This is a genomic window from Shigella sp. SIG6 (assembly GCF_053555815.1).
Genome location: NZ_JBQZXC010000034.1, coordinates 1 through 19,652, shown reverse-complemented (window position 1 = coordinate 19,652; position 19,652 = coordinate 1). Strand labels below are relative to the sequence as shown.

Below are 19,652 nucleotides of genomic sequence, written 5' to 3'. Positions count from 1 at the left end.
TTACTGGGTACTGGTGGTCGTGGTTGTGGTTGTGGTGGTCCCGGTATTAGAACCATCACCGCCACCGGTTGCCGCGAGCGCGACACCCACCGCCGAGCTTACGGTGCTGACGCTGGTCGCGGAGGAACTCCCCGCCGAAACCGACGTTGCTGCCGACTCTGCCGCTTCGCCCACCTGTACAGGTGCAGCCCACGCAGAAGTCGCCGCAAGCGCAGATATGGCAAAAATGCCATACAGAACTTTTTTCATAACAATTTCCCTTCATTGAATGAATGGAGATTTACCCAAAAACATTTCGGGCGGGATCGAGTATACACAACTAAAGCATGCGAATTACGGCGCGGGGAATTAGCGATGGAGTTTTAGGATAATTGGAATGAATATCAAATATAAGTTTCAACTTATATTTGAATAACAATAAAAATCATAAACTTAAAATAAAAACAAAAGTAATTAATCTGCGTATTCTCCGAAATAAACAACGATTAAAAATCTATTTTATGATTAACCTCACGGTATGATTTCCGTTAAATCACAGACAAGGGGATTTATCTGATAAAACAATGCCAACTTATTGTCGGCATTGTTTTTAAGGTTATTTAACTCCTCATACTATGCATTAATGTCGATATTGGCATCAGGCTCCGGTTGCCGGATGCGGCGTAAACGCCTTATCCGGCCTACATATCGGCATCAGGCACGCATGATGATTAACCGCGCCACGCTTTATAGCGGTTAATCAGACCATTGGTCGAGCTATCGTGGCTGCTGATTTCTTTATCATCTTTCAGCTCTGGCAGAATACGGTTTGCCAGTTGTTTACCCAGCTCCACGCCCCACTGGTCGAAGGTGAAGATGTTCAGGATCACGCCCTGAGTAAAGATTTTGTGCTCATACAGCGCAATCAACGCACCCAGGCTGAACGGAGTGATTTCGCGCAGCAGGATGGAGTTGGTCGGGCGGTTACCTTCGAACACTTTGAACGGCACCACGTAGTCAAGCGTTGCCGGATCTTTACCCTGATCGCGATATTCCTGCTCAACCACTTCGCGGGATTTACCAAACGCCAGCGCTTCGGTCTGGGCGAAGAAGTTAGACAGCAGTTTCTGGTGGTGATCAGAGAGCGGGTTATGGGTGATAGCCGGGGCGATGAAATCGCACGGTACCATTTTGGTTCCCTGGTGGATCAGCTGGTAGAACGCGTGCTGACCGTTAGTGCCTGGTTCACCCCAGATAATCGGGCCAGTCTGGTAATCCACAACGTAACCGTTACGGTCAACATACTTACCGTTGGACTCCATATTGCCCTGCTGGAAGTACGCCGCGAAACGGTGCATATACTGGTCATACGGCAGAATCGCTTCAGTTTCCGCACCAAAGAAATTGTTGTACCAGATGCCAATCAGCGCCAGCAGGACAGGCAGGTTTTTCTCGGCAGGCGTGGTGGAGAAATGCTTGTCCATTGCGTGTGCGCCAGAAAGCAGTTCAACGAAGTTATCAAAGCCGATGGAGAGAACAATCGACAGGCCAATCGCTGACCACAAAGAGTAACGGCCGCCGACCCAGTCCCAGAACTCGAACATGTTGGCAGTATCAATACCAAACTCGCCAACGGCTTTGGCATTGGTTGAGAGCGCCGCAAAATGTTTCGCAACGTGTTTTTCATCACCTGCCGCTTTCAGGAACCAGTCACGCGCGCTATGGGCGTTGGTCATGGTTTCCTGAGTGGTGAAGGTTTTAGATGCTACCAGGAACAGCGTGGTTTCCGGGTTTACTTTTTTCAGCACTTCCGCGATGTGAGTCCCATCGACGTTAGAAACAAAGTGCATGTTCAGGTGGTTTTTGTACGGACGCAGTGCTTCGGTCACCATGTACGGGCCGAGGTCAGAACCGCCGATCCCGATGTTCACTACGTCAGTGATTGCTTTGCCGGTATAACCCTTCCACTCACCGGAGATAATCGCTTCCGAGAAGGTTTTCATCTTCTCCAGCACCGCGTTGACTTCTGGCATAACATCTTTGCCATCAACCAGAATCGGGGTATTGCTACGATTACGCAGCGCTACGTGCAGCACGGCGCGGTTTTCAGTGCGGTTGATCTTCTCGCCAGAGAACATCGACTTAATCGCGCCCGCCAGATCGCACTCTTTCGCCAGATCCTGTAATTTCGCCAGCGTCTCTTCAGTGATGCGGTTTTTGGAGTAATCCACCAGCATCTGATCGTCGAAGGTTGCGGAGAACTTAGAAAAACGATCGCCGTCTTTAGCAAAAAGATCGGCGATCGTAACGTCTTTCATTTCATCGAAGTGTTTCTGTAGTGCCTGCCAGGCAGCGGTCTGCGTTGGATTGATGTTTTTCATTAGCAATACTCTTCTGATTTTGAGAATTGTGACTTTGGAAGATTGTAGCGCCAGTCACAGAAAAATGTGATGGTTTTAGTGCCGTTAGTGTAATGTTGAGTGTAAACCCTTCGCGCAGTGAAGCATTTATTAGCTGAACTACTGACCGCCAGGAGTGGATGAAAAATCCGCATGACCCCGTCGTTGACAACCGCCCCGCTCACCCTTTATTTATAAATGTACTACCTGCGCTAGCGCAGGCCAGAAGAGGCGCGTTGCCCAAGTAACGGTGTTGGAGGAGCCAGTCCTGTGATAACACCTGAGGGGGTGCATCGCCGAGGTGATTGAACGGCTCATCGGCTACAGGGGCTGAATCCCCTGGGTTGTCACCAGAAGCGTTCGCAGTCGGGCGTTTCGCAAGTGGTGGAGCACTTCTGGGTGAAAATAGTAGCGAAGTATCGCTCTGCGCCCACCCGTCTTCCGCTCTTCCCTTGTGCCAAGGCTGAAAATGGATCCCCTGACACGAGGTAGTTATGTCTGAAATTGTTGTCTCCAAATTTGGCGGTACCAGCGTAGCTGATTTTGACGCCATGAACCGCAGCGCTGATATTGTGCTTTCTGATGCCAACGTGCGTTTAGTAGTCCTCTCGGCTTCTGCTGGTATCACTAATCTGCTGGTCGCTTTAGCGGAAGGGCTGGAACCTGGCGAGCGATTCGAAAAACTCGACGCTATTCGCAACATCCAGTTTGCCATTCTGGAACGTCTGCGTTACCCGAACGTTATCCGTGAAGAGATTGAACGTCTGCTGGAGAACATTACTGTTCTGGCAGAAGCGGCGGCGCTGGCAACGTCTCCGGCGCTGACAGATGAGCTGGTCAGCCACGGCGAGCTGATGTCGACCCTGCTGTTTGTCGAAATCCTGCGCGAACGCGATGTTCAGGCACAGTGGTTTGATGTACGTAAAGTGATGCGTACCAACGACCGATTTGGTCGTGCAGAGCCAGATGTAGCCGCGCTGGCGGAACTGGCCGCGCTGCAGCTGCTCCCACGCCTCAATGAAGGCTTAGTGATCACCCAGGGATTTATCGGTAGCGAAAATAAAGGTCGTACAACGACGCTTGGCCGTGGAGGCAGCGATTATACGGCAGCCTTGTTGGCGGAGGCTTTACACGCATCTCGTGTTGATATCTGGACCGACGTCCCGGGCATCTACACCACCGATCCACGCGTAGTTTCCGCAGCAAAACGCATTGATGAAATCGCGTTTGCCGAAGCGGCAGAGATGGCAACTTTTGGTGCAAAAGTACTGCATCCGGCAACGTTGCTACCCGCAGTACGCAGCGATATCCCGGTCTTTGTCGGCTCCAGCAAAGACCCACGCGCAGGTGGTACGCTGGTGTGCAATAAAACTGAAAATCCGCCGCTGTTCCGCGCGCTGGCGCTTCGTCGCAATCAGACTCTGCTCACTTTGCACAGCCTGAATATGCTGCATTCTCGCGGCTTCCTCGCGGAAGTTTTCGGCATCCTCGCGCGGCATAATATTTCGGTAGACTTAATCACCACGTCAGAAGTGAGCGTGGCATTAACCCTTGATACCACCGGTTCAACCTCCACTGGCGATACGTTGCTGACGCAATCTCTGCTGATGGAGCTTTCCGCACTGTGCCGGGTGGAGGTGGAAGAAGGTCTGGCGCTGGTCGCGTTGATTGGCAATGACCTGTCAAAAGCCTGCGGCGTTGGCAAAGAGGTATTCGGCGTACTGGAACCGTTCAACATTCGCATGATTTGTTACGGCGCATCCAGCCATAACCTGTGCTTCCTGGTGCCCGGCGAAGATGCCGAGCAGGTGGTGCAAAAACTGCATAGTAATTTGTTTGAGTAAATACTGTATGGCCTGGAAGCTATATTTCGGGCCGTATTGATTTTCTTGTCACTATGCTCATCAATAAACGAGTCTGTACTCTGTTAACCAACGTCTTTATCGGAGAATAATTGCCTTTAATTTTTTTATCTGCATCTCTAATTAATTATCGAAAGAGATAAATAGTTAAGAGAAGGCAAAATGAATATTATCAGTTCTGCTCGCAAACGAATTCCCGTACACTGAACTCTCTGGCTCACTGAGGGCACCATCATGGCACTCCCCCGTATTACCCAAAAAGAGATGACTGAACGCGAGCAGCGTGAACTTAAAACACTGCTGGATCGGGCGCGGATTGCGCATGGTCGCGTACTGACCAACTCCGAAACCAACAGCATTAAGAAAGAGTACATCGATAAATTAATGGTCGAGCGTGAGGCTGAAGCGAAAAAAGCCCGCCAATTGAAGAAAAAGCAGGCTTATAAACCGGATCCTGAAGCGTCATTTAGCTGGTCAGCAAATACGTCGACGCGCGGCAGGCGCTAATGAACAATCAACGCCTGAGATTTTCACTCGTCTGTGTGGACACAATCTTCCCCTCACCCTAACCCTCTCCCCGAAGGGGCGAGGGGACTGTCCGAGCTCTTTTTGGACGTTTTCATCAGTCTGAGGCGTTAATCAGCGTCCCTTCTTTTTACGCCCCGGCGAGGTAAAACGCTTACCGTTGGACGCCGGGCGACCGCCTTTTTCCGCCGTTTTTTCCATCTTAACGACTGGACGTTTGATGCCCGCTGTTTTCGGTTTGGCCTTCGCTTTAGGTTTTGCCTCGGAAGAGGAATTTTCGATGAGCTTAAAGAGGTCGATTAACTCATCGTCGGTTAAATCGCGCCACTCCCCCAGCGGAATGCCGCTTAAGCTGACGTTCATAATGCGCGTACGTTCCAGCTTTTTCACTTCATAGCCGAAATGCTCGCACATGCGCCGGATCTGACGGTTCAGCCCCTGCACTAGGGTAATGCGGAAGACAAACGGCGCTTCTTTTTTGACTTTGCACTTTTTCGTCACCGTCCCGAGGATCGGCACCCCCGCCCCCATACCACGAATAAATTCATCGGTAATCGGTTTATCGACCGTCACCAGATACTCTTTCTCATGATCGTTACCCGCACGGAGGATCTTATTCACCAGATCGCCGTGATTGGTGAGGAAAATCAGCCCCTGGGAGTCTTTATCCAGGCGGCCAATCGGGAACACGCGTTTGCTGTGGTTAACGAAATCGACAATGTTATCGCGCTCGCCATCTTCGGTGGTGCTGACAATACCGACGGGCTTGTTCAGGGCGATAAGTACCAAATCTTCGGCTTCCCGAGGCTCAATCAACTGACCGTTTACTTTCACAATGTCGCCGGGTTTCACCTGATCGCCAATGGTGGCTCGCTTGCCATTAAGGAACACATTGCCTTGCTCGATATAGCGATCCGCTTCGCGGCGTGAGCAAATTCCGCTTTCGCTGATGTATTTATTTAAACGGACTGATGAGTCGGGCAGCATAAATTCTCCTGTAAAACGCGGAATATACCGTACCTCTTAGCGGGGAAAAACAGGGTTATGCGGCAACGTCGAAATTAAATGTGATCTGCCACGCCTTTTATCACAAAAGTGTCTCCGGAAGTACGATGCAAATTTGCCTGGCAAAATAAGGATAATCAACATATTACGAATCGCTGCACACCTGTGCTGATGACTACTACGCAGAGAAACAAATGTGCAAGAGAAAGCGCTATTTCTCCCCATGCAAAGAGTGAAAAATCGCTTTGAAAGGCCCTCATGATGGGGTTATATCAGATCAAGCGGTGAGAAAGCGTATTTGCACAAATGTGCAGAACCAGGAGGCGGCAATGGAAAACAGTGACGATATCCGTTTGATTGTGAAGATTGCCCAACTCTATTACGAACAGGATATGACGCAGGCGCAAATCGCGCGCGAACTGGGTATTTACCGCACCACCATCAGCCGCTTGCTTAAACGAGGCCGCGATCAGGGAATGGTCACCATCGCCATCAACTATGACTACAACGAAAATCTCTGGCTGGAGCAGCAACTGAAGCAAAAGTTTGGCCTGAAAGACGTTGTGGTGGTGTCGGGAAATGATGAGGATGAAGAGACTCAACTGGCGATGATGGGGTTACACGGCGCGCAACTGCTGGATCGCTTGCTGGAGCCTGGCGATATTGTCGGTTTTTCCTGGGGTCGCGCGGTTAGCGCACTGGTTGAAAACTTGCCGCAGGCGGGGCAATCGCGGCAGTTAATCTGCGTACCAATTATTGGCGGACCGTCCGGTAAACTCGAAAGCCGCTATCATGTAAACACATTAACCTACAGCGCGGCAGCGAAGCTGAAAGGGGAATCGCATCTCGCGGATTTTCCGGCTCTGCTGGATAACCCATTAATTCGTAATGGGATCATGCAGTCTCAGCACTTTAAAACCATCTCTGCCTACTGGGATAATCTGGATGTCGCCCTGGTGGGAATTGGCTCACCGGCCATTCGCGACGGCGCTAACTGGCATGCGTTTTATGGTGGTGAAGAGAGTGACGACCTGAATGCCCGCCAGGTTGCTGGCGATATTTGCTCGCGCTTTTTTGATATTCACGGCGCAATGGTTGAAACGAATATGAGCGAAAAAACGCTCTCTATCGAAATGAATAAATTAAAGCAGGCGCGATATTCCATTGGCATTGCCATGAGTGAAGAAAAATACAGCGGAATTATTGGTGCACTGCGTGGAAAATATATTAATTGTCTGGTAACGAATAGCAGCACAGCTGAACTATTACTGAAATAAAAATCTTCCCGATGTTTACCGTAATAAAAATTACGGCGGGTCCCTATTATCTAAAATCAGGAGTCTGTTATGCAAACGTGGTTAAATTTGCAGGATAAAATCATTATTGTCACCGGCGGCGCATCCGGTATTGGTCTGGCGATTGTAGAGGAATTATTAGCACAAGGCGCGAATGTACAGATGGTCGATATTCACGGTGGCGATGGTCAATATGAAGGTCATAAAGGCTATCAGTTTTGGCCGACCGATATTTCTAGCACAAAAGAGGTAAATCATACGGTAGCGGAAATTATCCAGCGTTTTGGTCGCATCGACGGTCTGGTCAATAACGCCGGGGTCAATTTCCCGCGTCTGCTGGTCGATGAGAAAGCGCCTGCCGGGCAGTATGAACTCAACGAAGCTGCATTCGAAAAAATGGTCAATATCAACCAGAAAGGTGTTTTTCTGATGTCGCAGGCGGTGGCGCGACAGATGGTCAAACAACATGATGGCGTGATTGTGAATGTTTCCTCAGAAAGTGGGCTGGAAGGCTCAGAAGGACAAAGCTGTTACGCCGCTACCAAAGCCGCGCTCAATAGCTTCACGCGCTCCTGGTCGAAAGAGCTGGGTAAACACGGTATCCGTGTGGTCGGTATCGCGCCCGGGATTCTGGAAAAAACCGGGCTACGCACGCCGGAATATGAAGAGGCGCTGGCGTGGACGCGCAATATCACCGTCGAGCAGCTGCGTGAAGGCTATACCAAAAACGCCATTCCTATTGGGCGCGCCGGAAGATTAGCAGAAGTAGCTGATTTTGTTTGTTATCTGTTGTCTGAACGCGCCAGCTACATCACCGGAGTAACCACTAACATTGCGGGCGGCAAAACGCGCGGCTAAGGAGGCTTTATGGTCAACGCCATTTTTTGTGCCCACGGCAAATTAGCTTGCGCCATGCTGGAATCGGTTCAGATGGTTTACGGCAACGCCAATGTTGAAGCCGTTGAATTTGTGCCCGGTGAAAACGCCGGAGACATTGCGGTAAAGCTGGAAAAGTTAGTAAGCATTCACAATCAAGATAAGTGGCTGATTGCCGTGGATTTACAGTGCGGCAGCAATGCTTGCGATGCGCAATCCTCGTTTGCGGGTAATCAGCGGCCTTTCTCTGCCGCTGGCGCTCGAACTGGTTGATAACCAGGACAGCATGAATGTTGATGAACTGTGTGAACACCTGACGCAAATCGCAAAGCAAACCTGCGTTGTCTGGAAACAACTGGCAACGACAGAGGAGGATTTCTGATGAACATTACGCTCGCCCGCATTGATGACCGTCTGATCCACGGCCAGGTCACTACCGTCTGGTCGAAAGTGGCTAACGCCCAGCGCATTATTATCTGCAATGACGAAGTTTATAACGATGAAGTGCGCCGGACATTATTGCGTCAGGCTGCGCCACCGGGAATGAAGGTTAACGTGGTCAATATTGAAAAAGCCGTCGCGGTTTATCACAACCCGCAATATCAGGACGAAACCGTTTTTTATCTTTTCACTCGCCCACAGGATGCCTTAGCGATGGTTCGCCAGGGGGTAAAAATAGGCACCCTGAATATTGGCGGCATGGCCTGGCGGCCCGGTAAAAAACAGTTAACCAAAGCGGTTTCATTAGATGATGATGATATTAACGCATTTCATGAGTTAAATAATCTTGGTGTCATACTGGATTTACGCGTCGTAGCGTCAGATCCCTCAATCAATATTATCGACAAAATAAACGAACAGTTAATCGCAAATTAAATAATAGCGCCTGTGTACATATGCTTTAACAGGCAGGGATGACGACACTTAAAAGGTGACAAATCATGGAAATAAGTACCCTACAAATCATTGCTATATTTCTTTTTTCCTGTATTGCCGGAATGGGCAGCGTGCTGGATGAATTTCAGACTCATCGCCCGTTAATTGCCTGTACGGTGATTGGTTTAATTCTCGGTGATTTAAAAACCGGAATAATACTCGGCGGTACGCTGGAATTGATAGCTCTCGGCTGGATGAACGTCGGCGCGGCGCAATCTCCGGATTCTGCACTCGCCAGCATAATCTCCGCCATTCTGGTTATCGTTGGTCAGCAAAGCATCGCCACCGGAATCGCCATCGCGTTGCCTGTGGCTGCGGCAGGCCAGGTGCTGACGGTGTTTGCCCGTACCATCACCGTAGTGTTCCAGCACGCGGCGGATAAAGCAGCAGAAGAGGCGCGGTTTCGCACTCTCGATATTCTGCATGTCTCCGCGCTTGGCGTGCAGGCGCTGCGCGTCGCCATTCCGGCACTGATTGTCTCACTGTTCGTCAGCGCCGATATGGTCAGCAATATGTTAAACGCCATTCCCGAATTTGTGACCCGAGGACTACAGATTGCTGGCGGTTTTATCGTGGTGGTCGGTTACGCCATGGTGCTACGTATGATGGGCGTGAAATATTTGATGCCTTTCTTTTTCCTCGGTTTCCTCGCAGGTGGCTACCTCGATCTCAGCCTGCTGGCGTTCGGTGGCGTCGGCGTGATCATGGCCCTGGTCTACATCCAGCTAAATCCACAGTGGCGTAAAGCTGAACCTCAACTCCAGGCCACCGCCTCCACCGCCCTTGACCAACTTGACGATTAACGGAGCCATCATGGAACAGAGAAAAATTACACGCAGCGATCTGGTGAGCATGTTTCTGCGCTCCAACCTGCAACAGGCGTCCTTTAACTTTGAACGTATTCACGGGCTGGGCTTTTGCTACGACATGATCCCCGCCATCAAGCGACTTTACCCATTAAAAGAGGATCAGGTTGCGGCGCTCAGGCGACACCTGGTGTTCTTCAATACCACGCCAGCCGTATGTGGCCCGGTCATCGGCGCGGAAATTGATGACGGTACCATCAACGGCATCAAAGTCGGTCTGATGGGACCATTGGCAGGAGTTGGCGATCCACTGGTCTGGGGAACGCTGCGCCCGATTACCGCCGCGCTCGGCGCATCTCTGGCACTTTCGGGCAACATTCTCGGCCCGCTGCTGTTCTTCTTTATTTTCAACGCGGTGCGTCTGGCGATGAAGTGGTATGGCCTACAGCTCGGCTTTCGCAAAGGGGTGAATATCGTCAGCGATATGGGCGGGAATGTGCTGCAAAAACTCACCGAAGGCGCGTCGATTCTCGGACTGTTTGTGATGGGCGTGCTGGTGACCAAATGGACGTCAATCAACGTACCGTTGGTGGTTTCACAAACGCATGCCGCCGATGGCTCCACCGTCACCATGACCGTGCAGAACATTCTCGACCAACTTTGCCCTGGTTTGCTGGCGCTCGGTCTGACGCTACTAATGGTTCGTCTGCTCAACAAAAAAATTAACCCGGTATGGCTGATTTTCGCCCTGTTTGGCTTAGGGATTATCGGCAATGCTCTGGGCTTCCTGTCCTGATTCTTCGCCCCGGCACGACTGCCGAGGCCATCGCTCAACATGAGGTGGTTTATGAAAACAACAGCTCTGCGTCTTTATGGTAAACGTGATTTACGCCTGGAAACCTTTGACCTTCCTGAAATGCAGGAGGATGAAATCCTCGCAACGGTGGTCACTGACAGCCTGTGCCTCTCTTCCTGGAAAGAGGCCAATCTGGGTGAAAACCATAAAAAAGTACCCGACGATGTGGCGACCAACCCAATCATCATCGGCCACGAATTTTGCGGCGATATTCTGGCCGTGGGTAAAAAGTGGCAGCACAAATTCCAGCCGGGTCAGCGTTATGTGATTCAGGCCAACCTGCAACTCCCCGACCGCCCGGATTGCCCCGGCTACTCCTTCCCGTGGGTAGGCGGCGAAGCGACGCATGTGGTTATTCCCAACGAGGTCATGGAACAAGATTGCCTGCTGGCATACGACGGCGAAACCTATTTTGAAGGCTCACTGGTTGAACCGCTTTCCTGCGTGATTGGCGCGTTCAACGCCAACTATCATCTTCAGGAAGGTAGTTATAACCACACGATGGGGATTCGCCCGCAAGGGCGCACGCTGATCCTCGGCGGCACCGGACCAATGGGACTGTTGGCGATTGATTATGCGCTGCATGGACCAGTTAACCCGTCGCTGCTCGTCATTACCGATACCGACAACGACAAATTGAGTTATGCGCGCAAGCACTATCCATCAGAACCGCAAACACTGATTCATTATCTCAATGCCACCGATGCAGCATTTGATACGTTAATGGCGCTGAGTGGCGGTCACGGCTTCGATGATATTTTCGTCTTTGTGCCTAATGAAGGACTGGTGACTCTCGCCTCTTCCTTGCTGGCGACAGATGGTTGCCTGAATTTCTTCGCCGGACCGCAGGATAAACATTTCAGCGCGCCAATTAATTTCTACGATGTGCATTATGCATTTACCCACTACGTGGGCACGTCAGGCGGCAATACCGACGACATGCGCGCGGCGGTCAAACTGATCGAAGAGAAAAAAGTGCAGGCCGCAAAAGTGGTAACACATATTCTTGGGCTGAATGCCGCGGGCGAAACCACGCTTGAATTGCCTGCCGTCGGCGGCGGCAAAAAGCTGGTGTATACCGGGAAATACCTGCCGCTGACGTCACTCACGCAGATTCAGGATCAAGCACTGGCGGCGATTCTGGCGCGTCATCAGGGGATCTGGTCCGGTGAGGCGGAGCAATACCTGCTCGCCCATGCAGAGGCAATTTCCCATGATTAATCGCGCTACTTAACTCTGCATGTCGCTGGCTGGTCGCCCCAGCAACTTCGCGACCGGATGTGCGGCTGATTGCTGAAGCAGCACAATTTGCACGAGAAGGATAAAAAATATCAGCGCCTTAAGGGGCGCTCAAATTGGTGGCAAAGTACACATTGTTTATGCCGGATGCGGAATGAAGCCTTATTCGGTCTACATAATTTTGAAAATTCAATATATTGCAGTTATCTGGTAGGCCAGGTAAGCGTAGCGCATCAGGCAATGCTGTGTTTGTCATCAGTCTCAGCGCCCGGTGCAATACGTGACATCGTGAGCCATGTCAGTAAGTGGTTAAATTCGCAGTGGTAGCATGCCTTCCGTGATTTCTTACTAACCGGAGAAGTAATGGAACTGCTTTTATTGAGTAACTCGACGCTGCCGGGTAAAGCCTGGCTGGAACATGCACTGCCGCTAATTGCTGAACAGTTGCAGGGTCGCCGCTCAGCGGTGTTTATCCCTTTCGCTGGCGTAACGCAGACCTGGGATGATTACACAGAGAAAACGGCTGCGGTTCTCGCTCCGCTGGGTGTTTCTGTCACCGGTATTCATAGCGTTGTCGATCCCGTTGCCGCGATTGAAAATGCGGAAATTGTGATTGTCGGCGGCGGTAATACTTTCCAGTTGCTGAAACAGTGCCGCGAGCGCGGGCTGCTGGCTCCAATTACTGACGTGGTTAAACGTGGCGCGCTGTATATTGGCTGGAGCGCAGGCGCTAACCTTGCTTGCCCAACCATTCGTACCACCAACGATATGCCGATTGTCGATCCGCAAGGTTTCGATGCGCTAAATCTGTTCCCGTTGCAAATCAACCCGCACTTCACCAACGCGCTGCCGGAAGGCCATAAAGGTGAAACCCGTGAGCAGCGTATTCGCGAACTGCTGGTCGTCGCGCCAGAACTGACGATTATTGGTCTGCCGGAAGGTAACTGGATCACAGTGAGTAAAGGTCACGCTACGCTGGGTGGCCCGAACACCACTTATGTGTTTAAGGCTGGTGAAGAAGCGGTTCCGCTGGAAGCTGGTCACCGTTTTTAAGTGAATTGCCGGATGCATGATCCGGCATCTTGTTCATAGTGCCTGATGCGACGCTTGACGCGTCTTATCAGGCCTACAGGATTCACAATATTAATACTCGTCCCGTCCTTCATCTTCATCCGGCTGTTCCAGCACACTGTAAGCCACCGAACAAAACAGCGAGTTCAGGCGCTGCATATCTCCCAGTAAGCCTAAATGTAGCGAACTGGTTTCAATGCTCTGCACGTTTTGCTGATGCAGGCGATCGACGTGGGCGTGGGAATAGCGGCGATTAAGAATGCGAAAACGATGTTTGCTGCGACGCAAACGACGAGCGCTGGTGACATCGCCAGAGAAGAACACCGACATTGCCAGCTTTAAATTACTGAGCAATTGCTCATAGAGCGCATCCAGTTCCTTCAACCCATCAAGCGAAAATGCCCGCCGTGCTGCCAGCGATTTATCGGCAATTTCGCTGCCCATGCGCTCGACGATATCGGAGGCCTGTTCAAGGTTGAGCGACATTTCGATGATCTCCGCCCAGCGGCGCGACTCTTCCTCCGCCAACTCTTCTTTTGGCATCCGCGCCAAATACAGCTTAATGGCGGTGTAGAGAACGTTGATATCATCTGCCAGCTTACGCAGCTCTTTCTCCTGCCGTGGCTCGCCGTGCATCACTTTATTCAGCCCTTCCATCATCTGTTCCATGGCGTCGCCAATGCGCAGGGTTTCGCGCGCGGCGTTCGCCAGAGCAAGCGTGGGCGTGTCCAGCGCGCTGACATCCAGATGTTTAGGCCGTAGCTGGGTATCCAGTTCCGGTTCATCGCGAATAATCGTTTTGCAAAACCGTGCCATCGGGTCAACAAATGGCAGCATGACCAGGCAACGTACAAGGTTGTAGAAGACGTGGAAATAGATCACCAGTTCCGCTTTTGGCAATGACAGCTTCCCCATTGTCTCTGCCAGCAAATGGACAAACGGCAGGATAATCAGGCTACCCACCAGCTTAAACAGCAGACTACCCAGCGCGACACGGCGGGCTGCGGCATTGGCGGCACTGTTGTTGAGCATCGCCAGCAGGCCGGAACCGAGGTTAGCTCCAATCACCAGACAGAGCGCCACGGGGAAGGAGATAATGCCTGCAGCGGTCAGAGTCGCGGTCAGCAGTACAGCAGCAAGGCTGGAGTAGCTGATAATGGCGAACATCGCGCCAATCAGCGCATCCAGCAGAATATCGCCGGTCAGCGAGGCAAAGATCACCTGAACGCCGTTTGCCTGGGTGATCGGCGTTACGGCCTGCACAATCAACTCCAGCGCCAGCAAAATCAGCCCAAGACCAATACCGACGCGGCCCAGTTGCCCGGCGCGTGACTGTTTGCGTCCGAGGAAAAAAATCACGCCGATAAAAATAAGTAACGGTGACAGCCAGGATAAGTCGAAGGTGAGAATACGCGCCATTAGCGCCGTCCCGACATCTGCCCCCAGCACAATGACCAGAGCCGGTGCGAGGGCTACCAGATCCTGAGCGACGAACGAGGTCACCAGCATGGTGGTGGCATTACTGCTCTGTACCAGTGCGGTAACGCCGATCCCCGCGCAAAAGGCGAGCGGCTTTTTTTCGACGCTCCGGCTAAGGACAGTACGCAAACGCGCGCCGAAGACGCGCATTACGCCGGTTCGAACAATATGAGTCCCCCAGACCAGCAGGGCGACGGCAGAAAGCAGGTGAAGCAGCGTTAACACGAGTTCAGGTTCTCCTTATCGTTATATGTTCCTGAAGCAATTGAATGACCAAAGGACCGGAAACACGCTGACTGGCATCTTTACTGTGCCTTTTGACATTCGTTTTTCCGGCTAAGATTATTCCAGCCTGTTTCCAGTATAAGTGTTTCATATTAATAAAGAGACAGGGCACTCATTGAGCGCCCTGTTTGTTGTAAGGAAAAGTGACAGATTTGTGAATCAGTCCGCGTCATACCCCAGATTCGGTGCCAGCCAGCGCTCAACATCGGAGACGCTCATACCTTTACGGCGGGCATAGTCTTCAACCTGATCGCGCTGAATTTGCGCCACCGCGTAGTACTTGCTGTCCGGATGACTGAAATACCAACCCGAAACCGATGCACCAGGCCACATAGCGAAAGATTCTGTGAGTTTCATGCCAGTATGTTTTTCCACTTCCAGCAGCTCCCAGATGGTGGCTTTTTCCGTATGTTCCGGGCAGGCCGGATAGCCCGGTGCCGGACGGATGCCCTGGTAGTTTTCGCGGATCAGTTCTTCGTTGCTGAGGTTCTCGTTCGGCGCATAGCCCCAGTAGACTTTACGCACACGCTCATGGAGATACTCCGCAAAGGCTTCGGCTAAACGGTCGGCAAGCGCTTTCACCATGATTTTGTTGTAATCATCGTGCTGCGCTTCAAAGGCATCAGCCAGTGCGTCCTCTTCCAGCCCGCCAGTCACGGCAAATGCGCCGATGTAATCTGCTTTACCAGAAAGCTTCGGCGCAACGAAGTCAGCGAGACAGTAGTTAGCGAATCCCGTTTTTTCGGTCTGTTGACGCAGATGGTGGCTGACGTTGATCACATGGGTGCGCGTTTCGTCACGGTAGATTTCAATGTCATCGCCCACACGGTTTGCCGGGAACAGGCCCACCACGCCACGCGGATTCAGCGTTTTCTCGGCGCTTAATTTATCCAGCATGTCGTTGGCGTCTTTAAACAGCCGCTGCGCCTCAACGCCCACCACTTCATCTTCCAGAATGCGCGGATACTTCCCGGCCAGCGACCAGGTCATAAAGAACGGTGTCCAGTCGATGTAATTACGCAGCGTTTCGATGCTGGCTTCCACTTCCTGCACGCCGAGACGGTGCGCCACCGGCGGCGTGTAAGCCTGCCAGTCAAATGCGAAATCGTTATCGCGCGCCGCTTCCAGCGTGACCGGTGGTGTGCGTGGTTTCTTGCGCCCGTGCTGAATACGCACGGTTTCGTACTCCTTGCGGGTACGAGCGACAAAATCATCACGCTGCGTATCGGAAAGCAGCGCCGCTACCACACCAACGGTGCGCGAGGCATTCTGCACATACACCATAGGGCCGCTGTAGTTCTGCTCGATTTTCACCGCCGTGTGCGCTTTTGAGGTGGTCGCGCCGCCAATCAGTAACGGAATGGTGAAGCCCTGACGCTCCATCTCTTTCGCCACGTTAACCATCTCGTCCAGCGACGGCGTGATAAGCCCCGAAAGGCCAATCAAATCAGCATTCACTTCTTTGGCGATACGGAGAATTTTTTCCGCAGGCACCATAACGCCGAGATCGACAATTTCGTAGTTGTTACATTGCAGCACCACACCAACGATATTTTTACCGATGTCGTGGACATCGCCTTTCACGGTGGCGATCACCATCTTGCCGTTGGTTTTACCCTGCTCTTTGCTGGCTTCAATAAACGGTTCGAGATACGCCACAGCCTGTTTCATGACGCGCGCCGATTTGACCACCTGTGGCAGGAACATTTTGCCTTCGCCAAACAGATCGCCGACCACGTTCATGCCGTCCATCAACGGGCCTTCAATCACTTCAATCGGGCGCGTAGCCTGCTGGCGGGCTTCTTCAGTATCCTGCTCGATAAACTCGGTTATGCCTTTGACCAGCGAGTATTCCAGACGTTTATTCACGTCCCACGAGCGCCACTCCGCTTGCTGGGCGTTAGCAGTGTCGTCCGCTTTACTGCCGCGATATTTCTCGGCAAGCTCCAGTAAACGCTCAGTGCCATCGTCACGACGATTAAGAATCACATCTTCCACCGCGTCGCGCAGTTCAGCGGGTAGGTCGTCGTAAATCGCCAGTTGCCCGGCGTTGACGATCCCCATATCCATGCCATTGCGAATAGCGTAGTAGAGGAACACTGCGTGAATGGCTTCGCGCACCGGATCGTTGCCACGGAATGAGAAAGAAACGTTAGATACGCCGCCGGAAATCAGCGCGTGCGGCAGTTCGCGTTTGATGTCTTCACACGCGCCGATAAAGTCCTGCGCGTAGTTGTTGTGCTCTTCAATACCGGTGGCGACCGCGAAGATGTTCGGGTCGAAGATGATATCTTCTGGCGGGAAGCCAACCTCTTCGGTGAGGATTTTGTACGCCCGACGGCAAATCTCGATTTTCCGTGCGCGAGTATCGGCCTGTCCCTGTTCGTCAAAGGCCATCACCACCACTGCCGCACCGTAGCGACGCAACAATTTCGCGTGATGGATAAAGGCGTCGACGCCCTCTTTCATCGAGATAGAGTTAACAATGCCTTTGCCCTGGATACACTTCAGACCTTTTTCAATGACATCCCATTTTGAGGAGTCGATCATAATCGGCACGCGAGCGATATCCGGTTCACCGGCAATCAGATTGAGAAAACGCACCATCGCCGCTTCGGCATCGAGCATCCCTTCATCCATGTTGATATCGATAATCTGCGCGCCGTTTTCCACCTGCTGACGCGCCACATCCAGCGCCTCGCTGTATTTCTCTTCTTTGATCAGGCGCTTGAACTTAGCAGAGCCGGTGACGTTGGTGCGTTCACCCACGTTCACAAACAGGCTATCGTCGCCAATGTTCAGCGGCTCCAGGCCAGACAAACGGCAGGCTACGGGAATTTCCGGCAGTTTGCGCGGCGCTAATCCTTCTACTGCACGACTCATCGCTGCAATATGTTGCGGCGTGGTCCCGCAGCAACCACCGACGATATTGAGAAAGCCCGCTTGCGCCCATTCACGTATCTGTTTTGCCATCGTGTCGGCGTCGAGATCGTATTCACCAAAGGCGTTAGGCAGCCCGGCGTTCGGGTGGGCGGTGACGTAGCATTCCGCAATCCGTGATAGTTCCTGCACGTACTGGCGCAGTTCATCGGGCCCCAGCGCACAGTTCAGGCCAAAGGTCAGCGCTTCGGCGTGGCGCAATGAGTTGTAAAATGCTTCGGTGGTCTGCCCGGAGAGCGTGCGCCCGGAGGCGTCGGTGATGGTGCCGGAGATCATAATCGGCAGCTCAACGCCCAGCGCTTCAAACTCCGTTTTCACCGCAAAGACCGCCGCTTTGGCGTTAAGGGTGTCGAAAACGGTTTCAATCAGGATCAGATCCGCACCACCTTCCACCAGCGCTTTGGTGGATTCGCGATAGGCCGCCACCAGCTGGTCAAAAGTGATGTTGCGGAATGCCGGATCGTTGACGTCCGGAGAAATAGACGCCGTGCGGTTGGTTGGGCCGAGAACACCGGCAACGTAGCGCGGTTTCTCCGGCGTGCGCGCGGTCCACTCGTCAGCACAGGCGCGCGCCAGTTTCGCCGCCGCAAAGTTGATTTCCGCCGACAGGGATTCCATCTGGTAATCCGCCATCGCAATGGTCGTGGAGTTGAAGGTGTTGGTTTCGATGATATCCGCGCCCGCTTCAAAGTAGGCGTTGTGGATAGCGGCGATCACTTCCGGTTTACTGAGTACCAGCAGGTCGTTGTTGCCTTTGAGGTCGCATGGCCAGTCGGCAAAGCGTTCACCACGAAAATCGGCTTCGTTCAGTCGATAGCTCTGGATCATGGTGCCCATACCGCCGTCCAACACCAGAATACGTTCATTTAACTGCGCACGCAGTTGTTCCACTTTGCTGCTCACACTTGCTCCCGACACGCTCAACCCAGATTTAATAAAAATTCAACAAACCATACTGGCATAAACGCATCTGTGGTAAAAGCGACCACCACGCAACATGAGATTTGTTCAACATTAACTCATCGGATCAGTTCAGCAACTATTGCATTAGCTAACAATAAAAATGAAAATAATTTCCACTATACAGAAAAAGGAGGATGTCATGGTCGCACCCATTCCCGCGAAACGCGGCAGAAAACCCGCCGTTGCCACCGCACCAGCGACTGGACAGGTTCAGTCTTTAACGCGTGGCCTGAAATTACTGGAGTGGATTGCCGAATCCAATGGCAGCGTGGCACTCACAGAGCTGGCGCAACAAGCCGGGTTACCCAATTCCACGACCCACCGCCTGCTAACCACGATGCAACAGCAGGGTTTCGTGCGTCAGGTCGGCGAACTGGGACACTGGGCAATCGGCGCACATGCCTTTATGGTCGGCAGCAGCTTTCTCCAGAGCCGTAATTTGTTAGCAATTGTTCACCCTATCCTGCGCAATCTAATGGAAGAGTCTGGCGAAACGGTCAATATGGCGGTGCTTGATCAAAGCGATCACGAAGCGATTATTATCGACCAGGTACAGTGTACCCACCTGATGCGAATGTCCGCGCCTATCGGCGGTAAATTGCCGATGCACGCTTCCGGTGCGGGTAAAGCCTTTTTAGCCCAACTGAGCGAAGAACAGGTGACGAAGCTGCTGCACCGCAAAGGGTTACATGCCTATACCCACGCAACTCTGGTGTCTCCTGTGCATTTAAAAGAAGATCTCGCCCAAACGCGCAAACGGGGTTATTCATTTGACGATGAGGAACATGCGCTGGGGCTACGTTGCCTTGCAGCGTGTATTTTCGATGAGCACCGCGAACCGTTTGCCGCAATTTCTATTTCCGGACCGATTTCACGTATTACCGATGATCGCGTGACCGAGTTTGGCGCGATGGTGATTAAAGCGGCGAAGGAAGTGACGCTGGCGTACGGTGGAATGCGCTGACTTTTTCTGGCGGGCAGAGGCAATATTCTGCCCATCATACCTGAGTGGCAATAGAATAAGGGTGTCTGTTAATCGCATTGACGCCAAAATAACTTAATGTCATACACTTCACACACTTTTATTAACTCAGCATTATTTTTAAACATCAAACCACTTAATTATTAACAAAATC

15 protein-coding genes, 1 pseudogene and 1 riboswitch are annotated in these 19,652 nt (G+C 52.1%); of the genes and pseudogenes, 11 read left to right on the top strand and 5 right to left on the bottom strand.

Annotation, left to right across the window (positions count from 1 at the left end; genetic code table 11):
• Positions 1 to 249: an exopolysaccharide production protein YjbE gene (gene yjbE, locus ACUU1M_RS08295; protein ID WP_000757327.1), complete on the bottom strand. Its 249-nt coding sequence runs from the start codon at positions 247 to 249 to the stop codon at positions 1 to 3.
• Positions 250 to 710: 461 nt separating this feature from the next.
• Positions 711 to 2,360 (bottom strand): glucose-6-phosphate isomerase, encoded by a 1,650-nt coding sequence (gene pgi / locus ACUU1M_RS08290; protein ID WP_000789989.1) that lies wholly within the window; start codon positions 2,358 to 2,360, stop codon positions 711 to 713.
• 236 nt (positions 2,361 to 2,596) lie between these two features.
• A riboswitch (Lysine riboswitch) is annotated at positions 2,597 to 2,781 on the top strand.
• Between the two features lie 91 nt (positions 2,782 to 2,872).
• Here pgi and lysC point away from each other — a divergent pair.
• Complete coding sequence (gene lysC, locus ACUU1M_RS08285) at positions 2,873 to 4,222, top strand: lysine-sensitive aspartokinase 3 (protein WP_001290322.1); 1,350 nt, start codon at positions 2,873 to 2,875, stop codon at positions 4,220 to 4,222.
• Positions 4,223 to 4,474: 252 nt separating this feature from the next.
• On the top strand, positions 4,475 to 4,747 hold the full coding sequence (locus ACUU1M_RS08280; protein ID WP_001207638.1) for a DUF3811 domain-containing protein: 273 nt from the start codon (positions 4,475 to 4,477) through the stop codon (positions 4,745 to 4,747).
• A gap of 132 nt (positions 4,748 to 4,879) precedes the next feature.
• Here ACUU1M_RS08280 and rluF read toward each other — a convergent pair whose 3' ends face one another.
• Positions 4,880 to 5,752, bottom strand: coding sequence for a 23S rRNA pseudouridine(2604) synthase RluF (gene rluF, locus ACUU1M_RS08275; protein ID WP_000936346.1), 873 nt, complete (start codon positions 5,750 to 5,752; stop codon positions 4,880 to 4,882).
• A 347-nt stretch (positions 5,753 to 6,099) separates the two neighbouring features.
• Between rluF and ACUU1M_RS08270 the strand changes: the two genes are divergently transcribed.
• From ACUU1M_RS08270 to pepE, 8 genes and pseudogenes are all read left to right on the top strand, one after another.
• Entirely contained in the window at positions 6,100 to 7,047 is a 948-nt protein-coding gene (locus tag ACUU1M_RS08270) for a sugar-binding transcriptional regulator (RefSeq protein ID WP_005077270.1), read from the top strand.
• A 69-nt stretch (positions 7,048 to 7,116) separates the two neighbouring features.
• Positions 7,117 to 7,923, top strand: coding sequence for an SDR family oxidoreductase (locus ACUU1M_RS08265; RefSeq protein WP_001195431.1), 807 nt, complete (start codon positions 7,117 to 7,119; stop codon positions 7,921 to 7,923).
• A 9-nt stretch (positions 7,924 to 7,932) separates the two neighbouring features.
• Positions 7,933 to 8,323 (top strand): annotated as a pseudogene (locus tag ACUU1M_RS08260) (mannose/fructose/sorbose PTS transporter subunit IIA).
• Positions 8,323 to 8,817, top strand: coding sequence for a PTS system mannose/fructose/N-acetylgalactosamine-transporter subunit IIB (locus ACUU1M_RS08255; RefSeq protein WP_001027853.1), 495 nt, complete (start codon positions 8,323 to 8,325; stop codon positions 8,815 to 8,817). Before ACUU1M_RS08260 ends, ACUU1M_RS08255 begins: the two are co-directional and overlap by 1 nt.
• Positions 8,818 to 8,882: 65 nt before the next feature.
• Entirely contained in the window at positions 8,883 to 9,680 is a 798-nt protein-coding gene (locus ACUU1M_RS08250) for a PTS mannose/fructose/sorbose transporter subunit IIC (protein ID WP_000406317.1), read from the top strand.
• 10 nt (positions 9,681 to 9,690) lie between these two features.
• On the top strand, positions 9,691 to 10,479 hold the full coding sequence (locus tag ACUU1M_RS08245; RefSeq protein ID WP_000437893.1) for a PTS system mannose/fructose/sorbose family transporter subunit IID: 789 nt from the start codon (positions 9,691 to 9,693) through the stop codon (positions 10,477 to 10,479).
• A gap of 51 nt (positions 10,480 to 10,530) precedes the next feature.
• Positions 10,531 to 11,760 carry an L-sorbose 1-phosphate reductase gene (gene sorE / locus ACUU1M_RS08240; protein WP_000858565.1) on the top strand — a complete coding sequence of 410 codons (1,230 nt, stop codon included), beginning with the start codon at positions 10,531 to 10,533 and terminating at the stop codon, positions 11,758 to 11,760.
• Between the two features lie 381 nt (positions 11,761 to 12,141).
• Positions 12,142 to 12,831 carry a dipeptidase PepE gene (gene pepE, locus ACUU1M_RS08235; protein WP_000421772.1) on the top strand — a complete coding sequence of 230 codons (690 nt, stop codon included), beginning with the start codon at positions 12,142 to 12,144 and terminating at the stop codon, positions 12,829 to 12,831.
• Between the two features lie 90 nt (positions 12,832 to 12,921).
• Here the strand turns inward: pepE and ACUU1M_RS08230 are convergent, their stop codons facing one another.
• Complete coding sequence (locus ACUU1M_RS08230) at positions 12,922 to 14,553, bottom strand: Na/Pi cotransporter family protein (RefSeq protein WP_000956830.1); 1,632 nt, start codon at positions 14,551 to 14,553, stop codon at positions 12,922 to 12,924.
• 219 nt (positions 14,554 to 14,772) lie between these two features.
• Complete coding sequence (gene metH / locus ACUU1M_RS08225) at positions 14,773 to 18,456, bottom strand: methionine synthase (protein WP_000096039.1); 3,684 nt, start codon at positions 18,454 to 18,456, stop codon at positions 14,773 to 14,775.
• 199 nt (positions 18,457 to 18,655) lie between these two features.
• On the opposite strand from metH, the gene iclR reads away from it, so the two are divergent.
• On the top strand, positions 18,656 to 19,480 hold the full coding sequence (gene iclR / locus ACUU1M_RS08220) for a glyoxylate bypass operon transcriptional repressor IclR (RefSeq protein WP_000226403.1): 825 nt from the start codon (positions 18,656 to 18,658) through the stop codon (positions 19,478 to 19,480).
• Positions 19,481 to 19,652 lie beyond the last annotated feature (172 nt).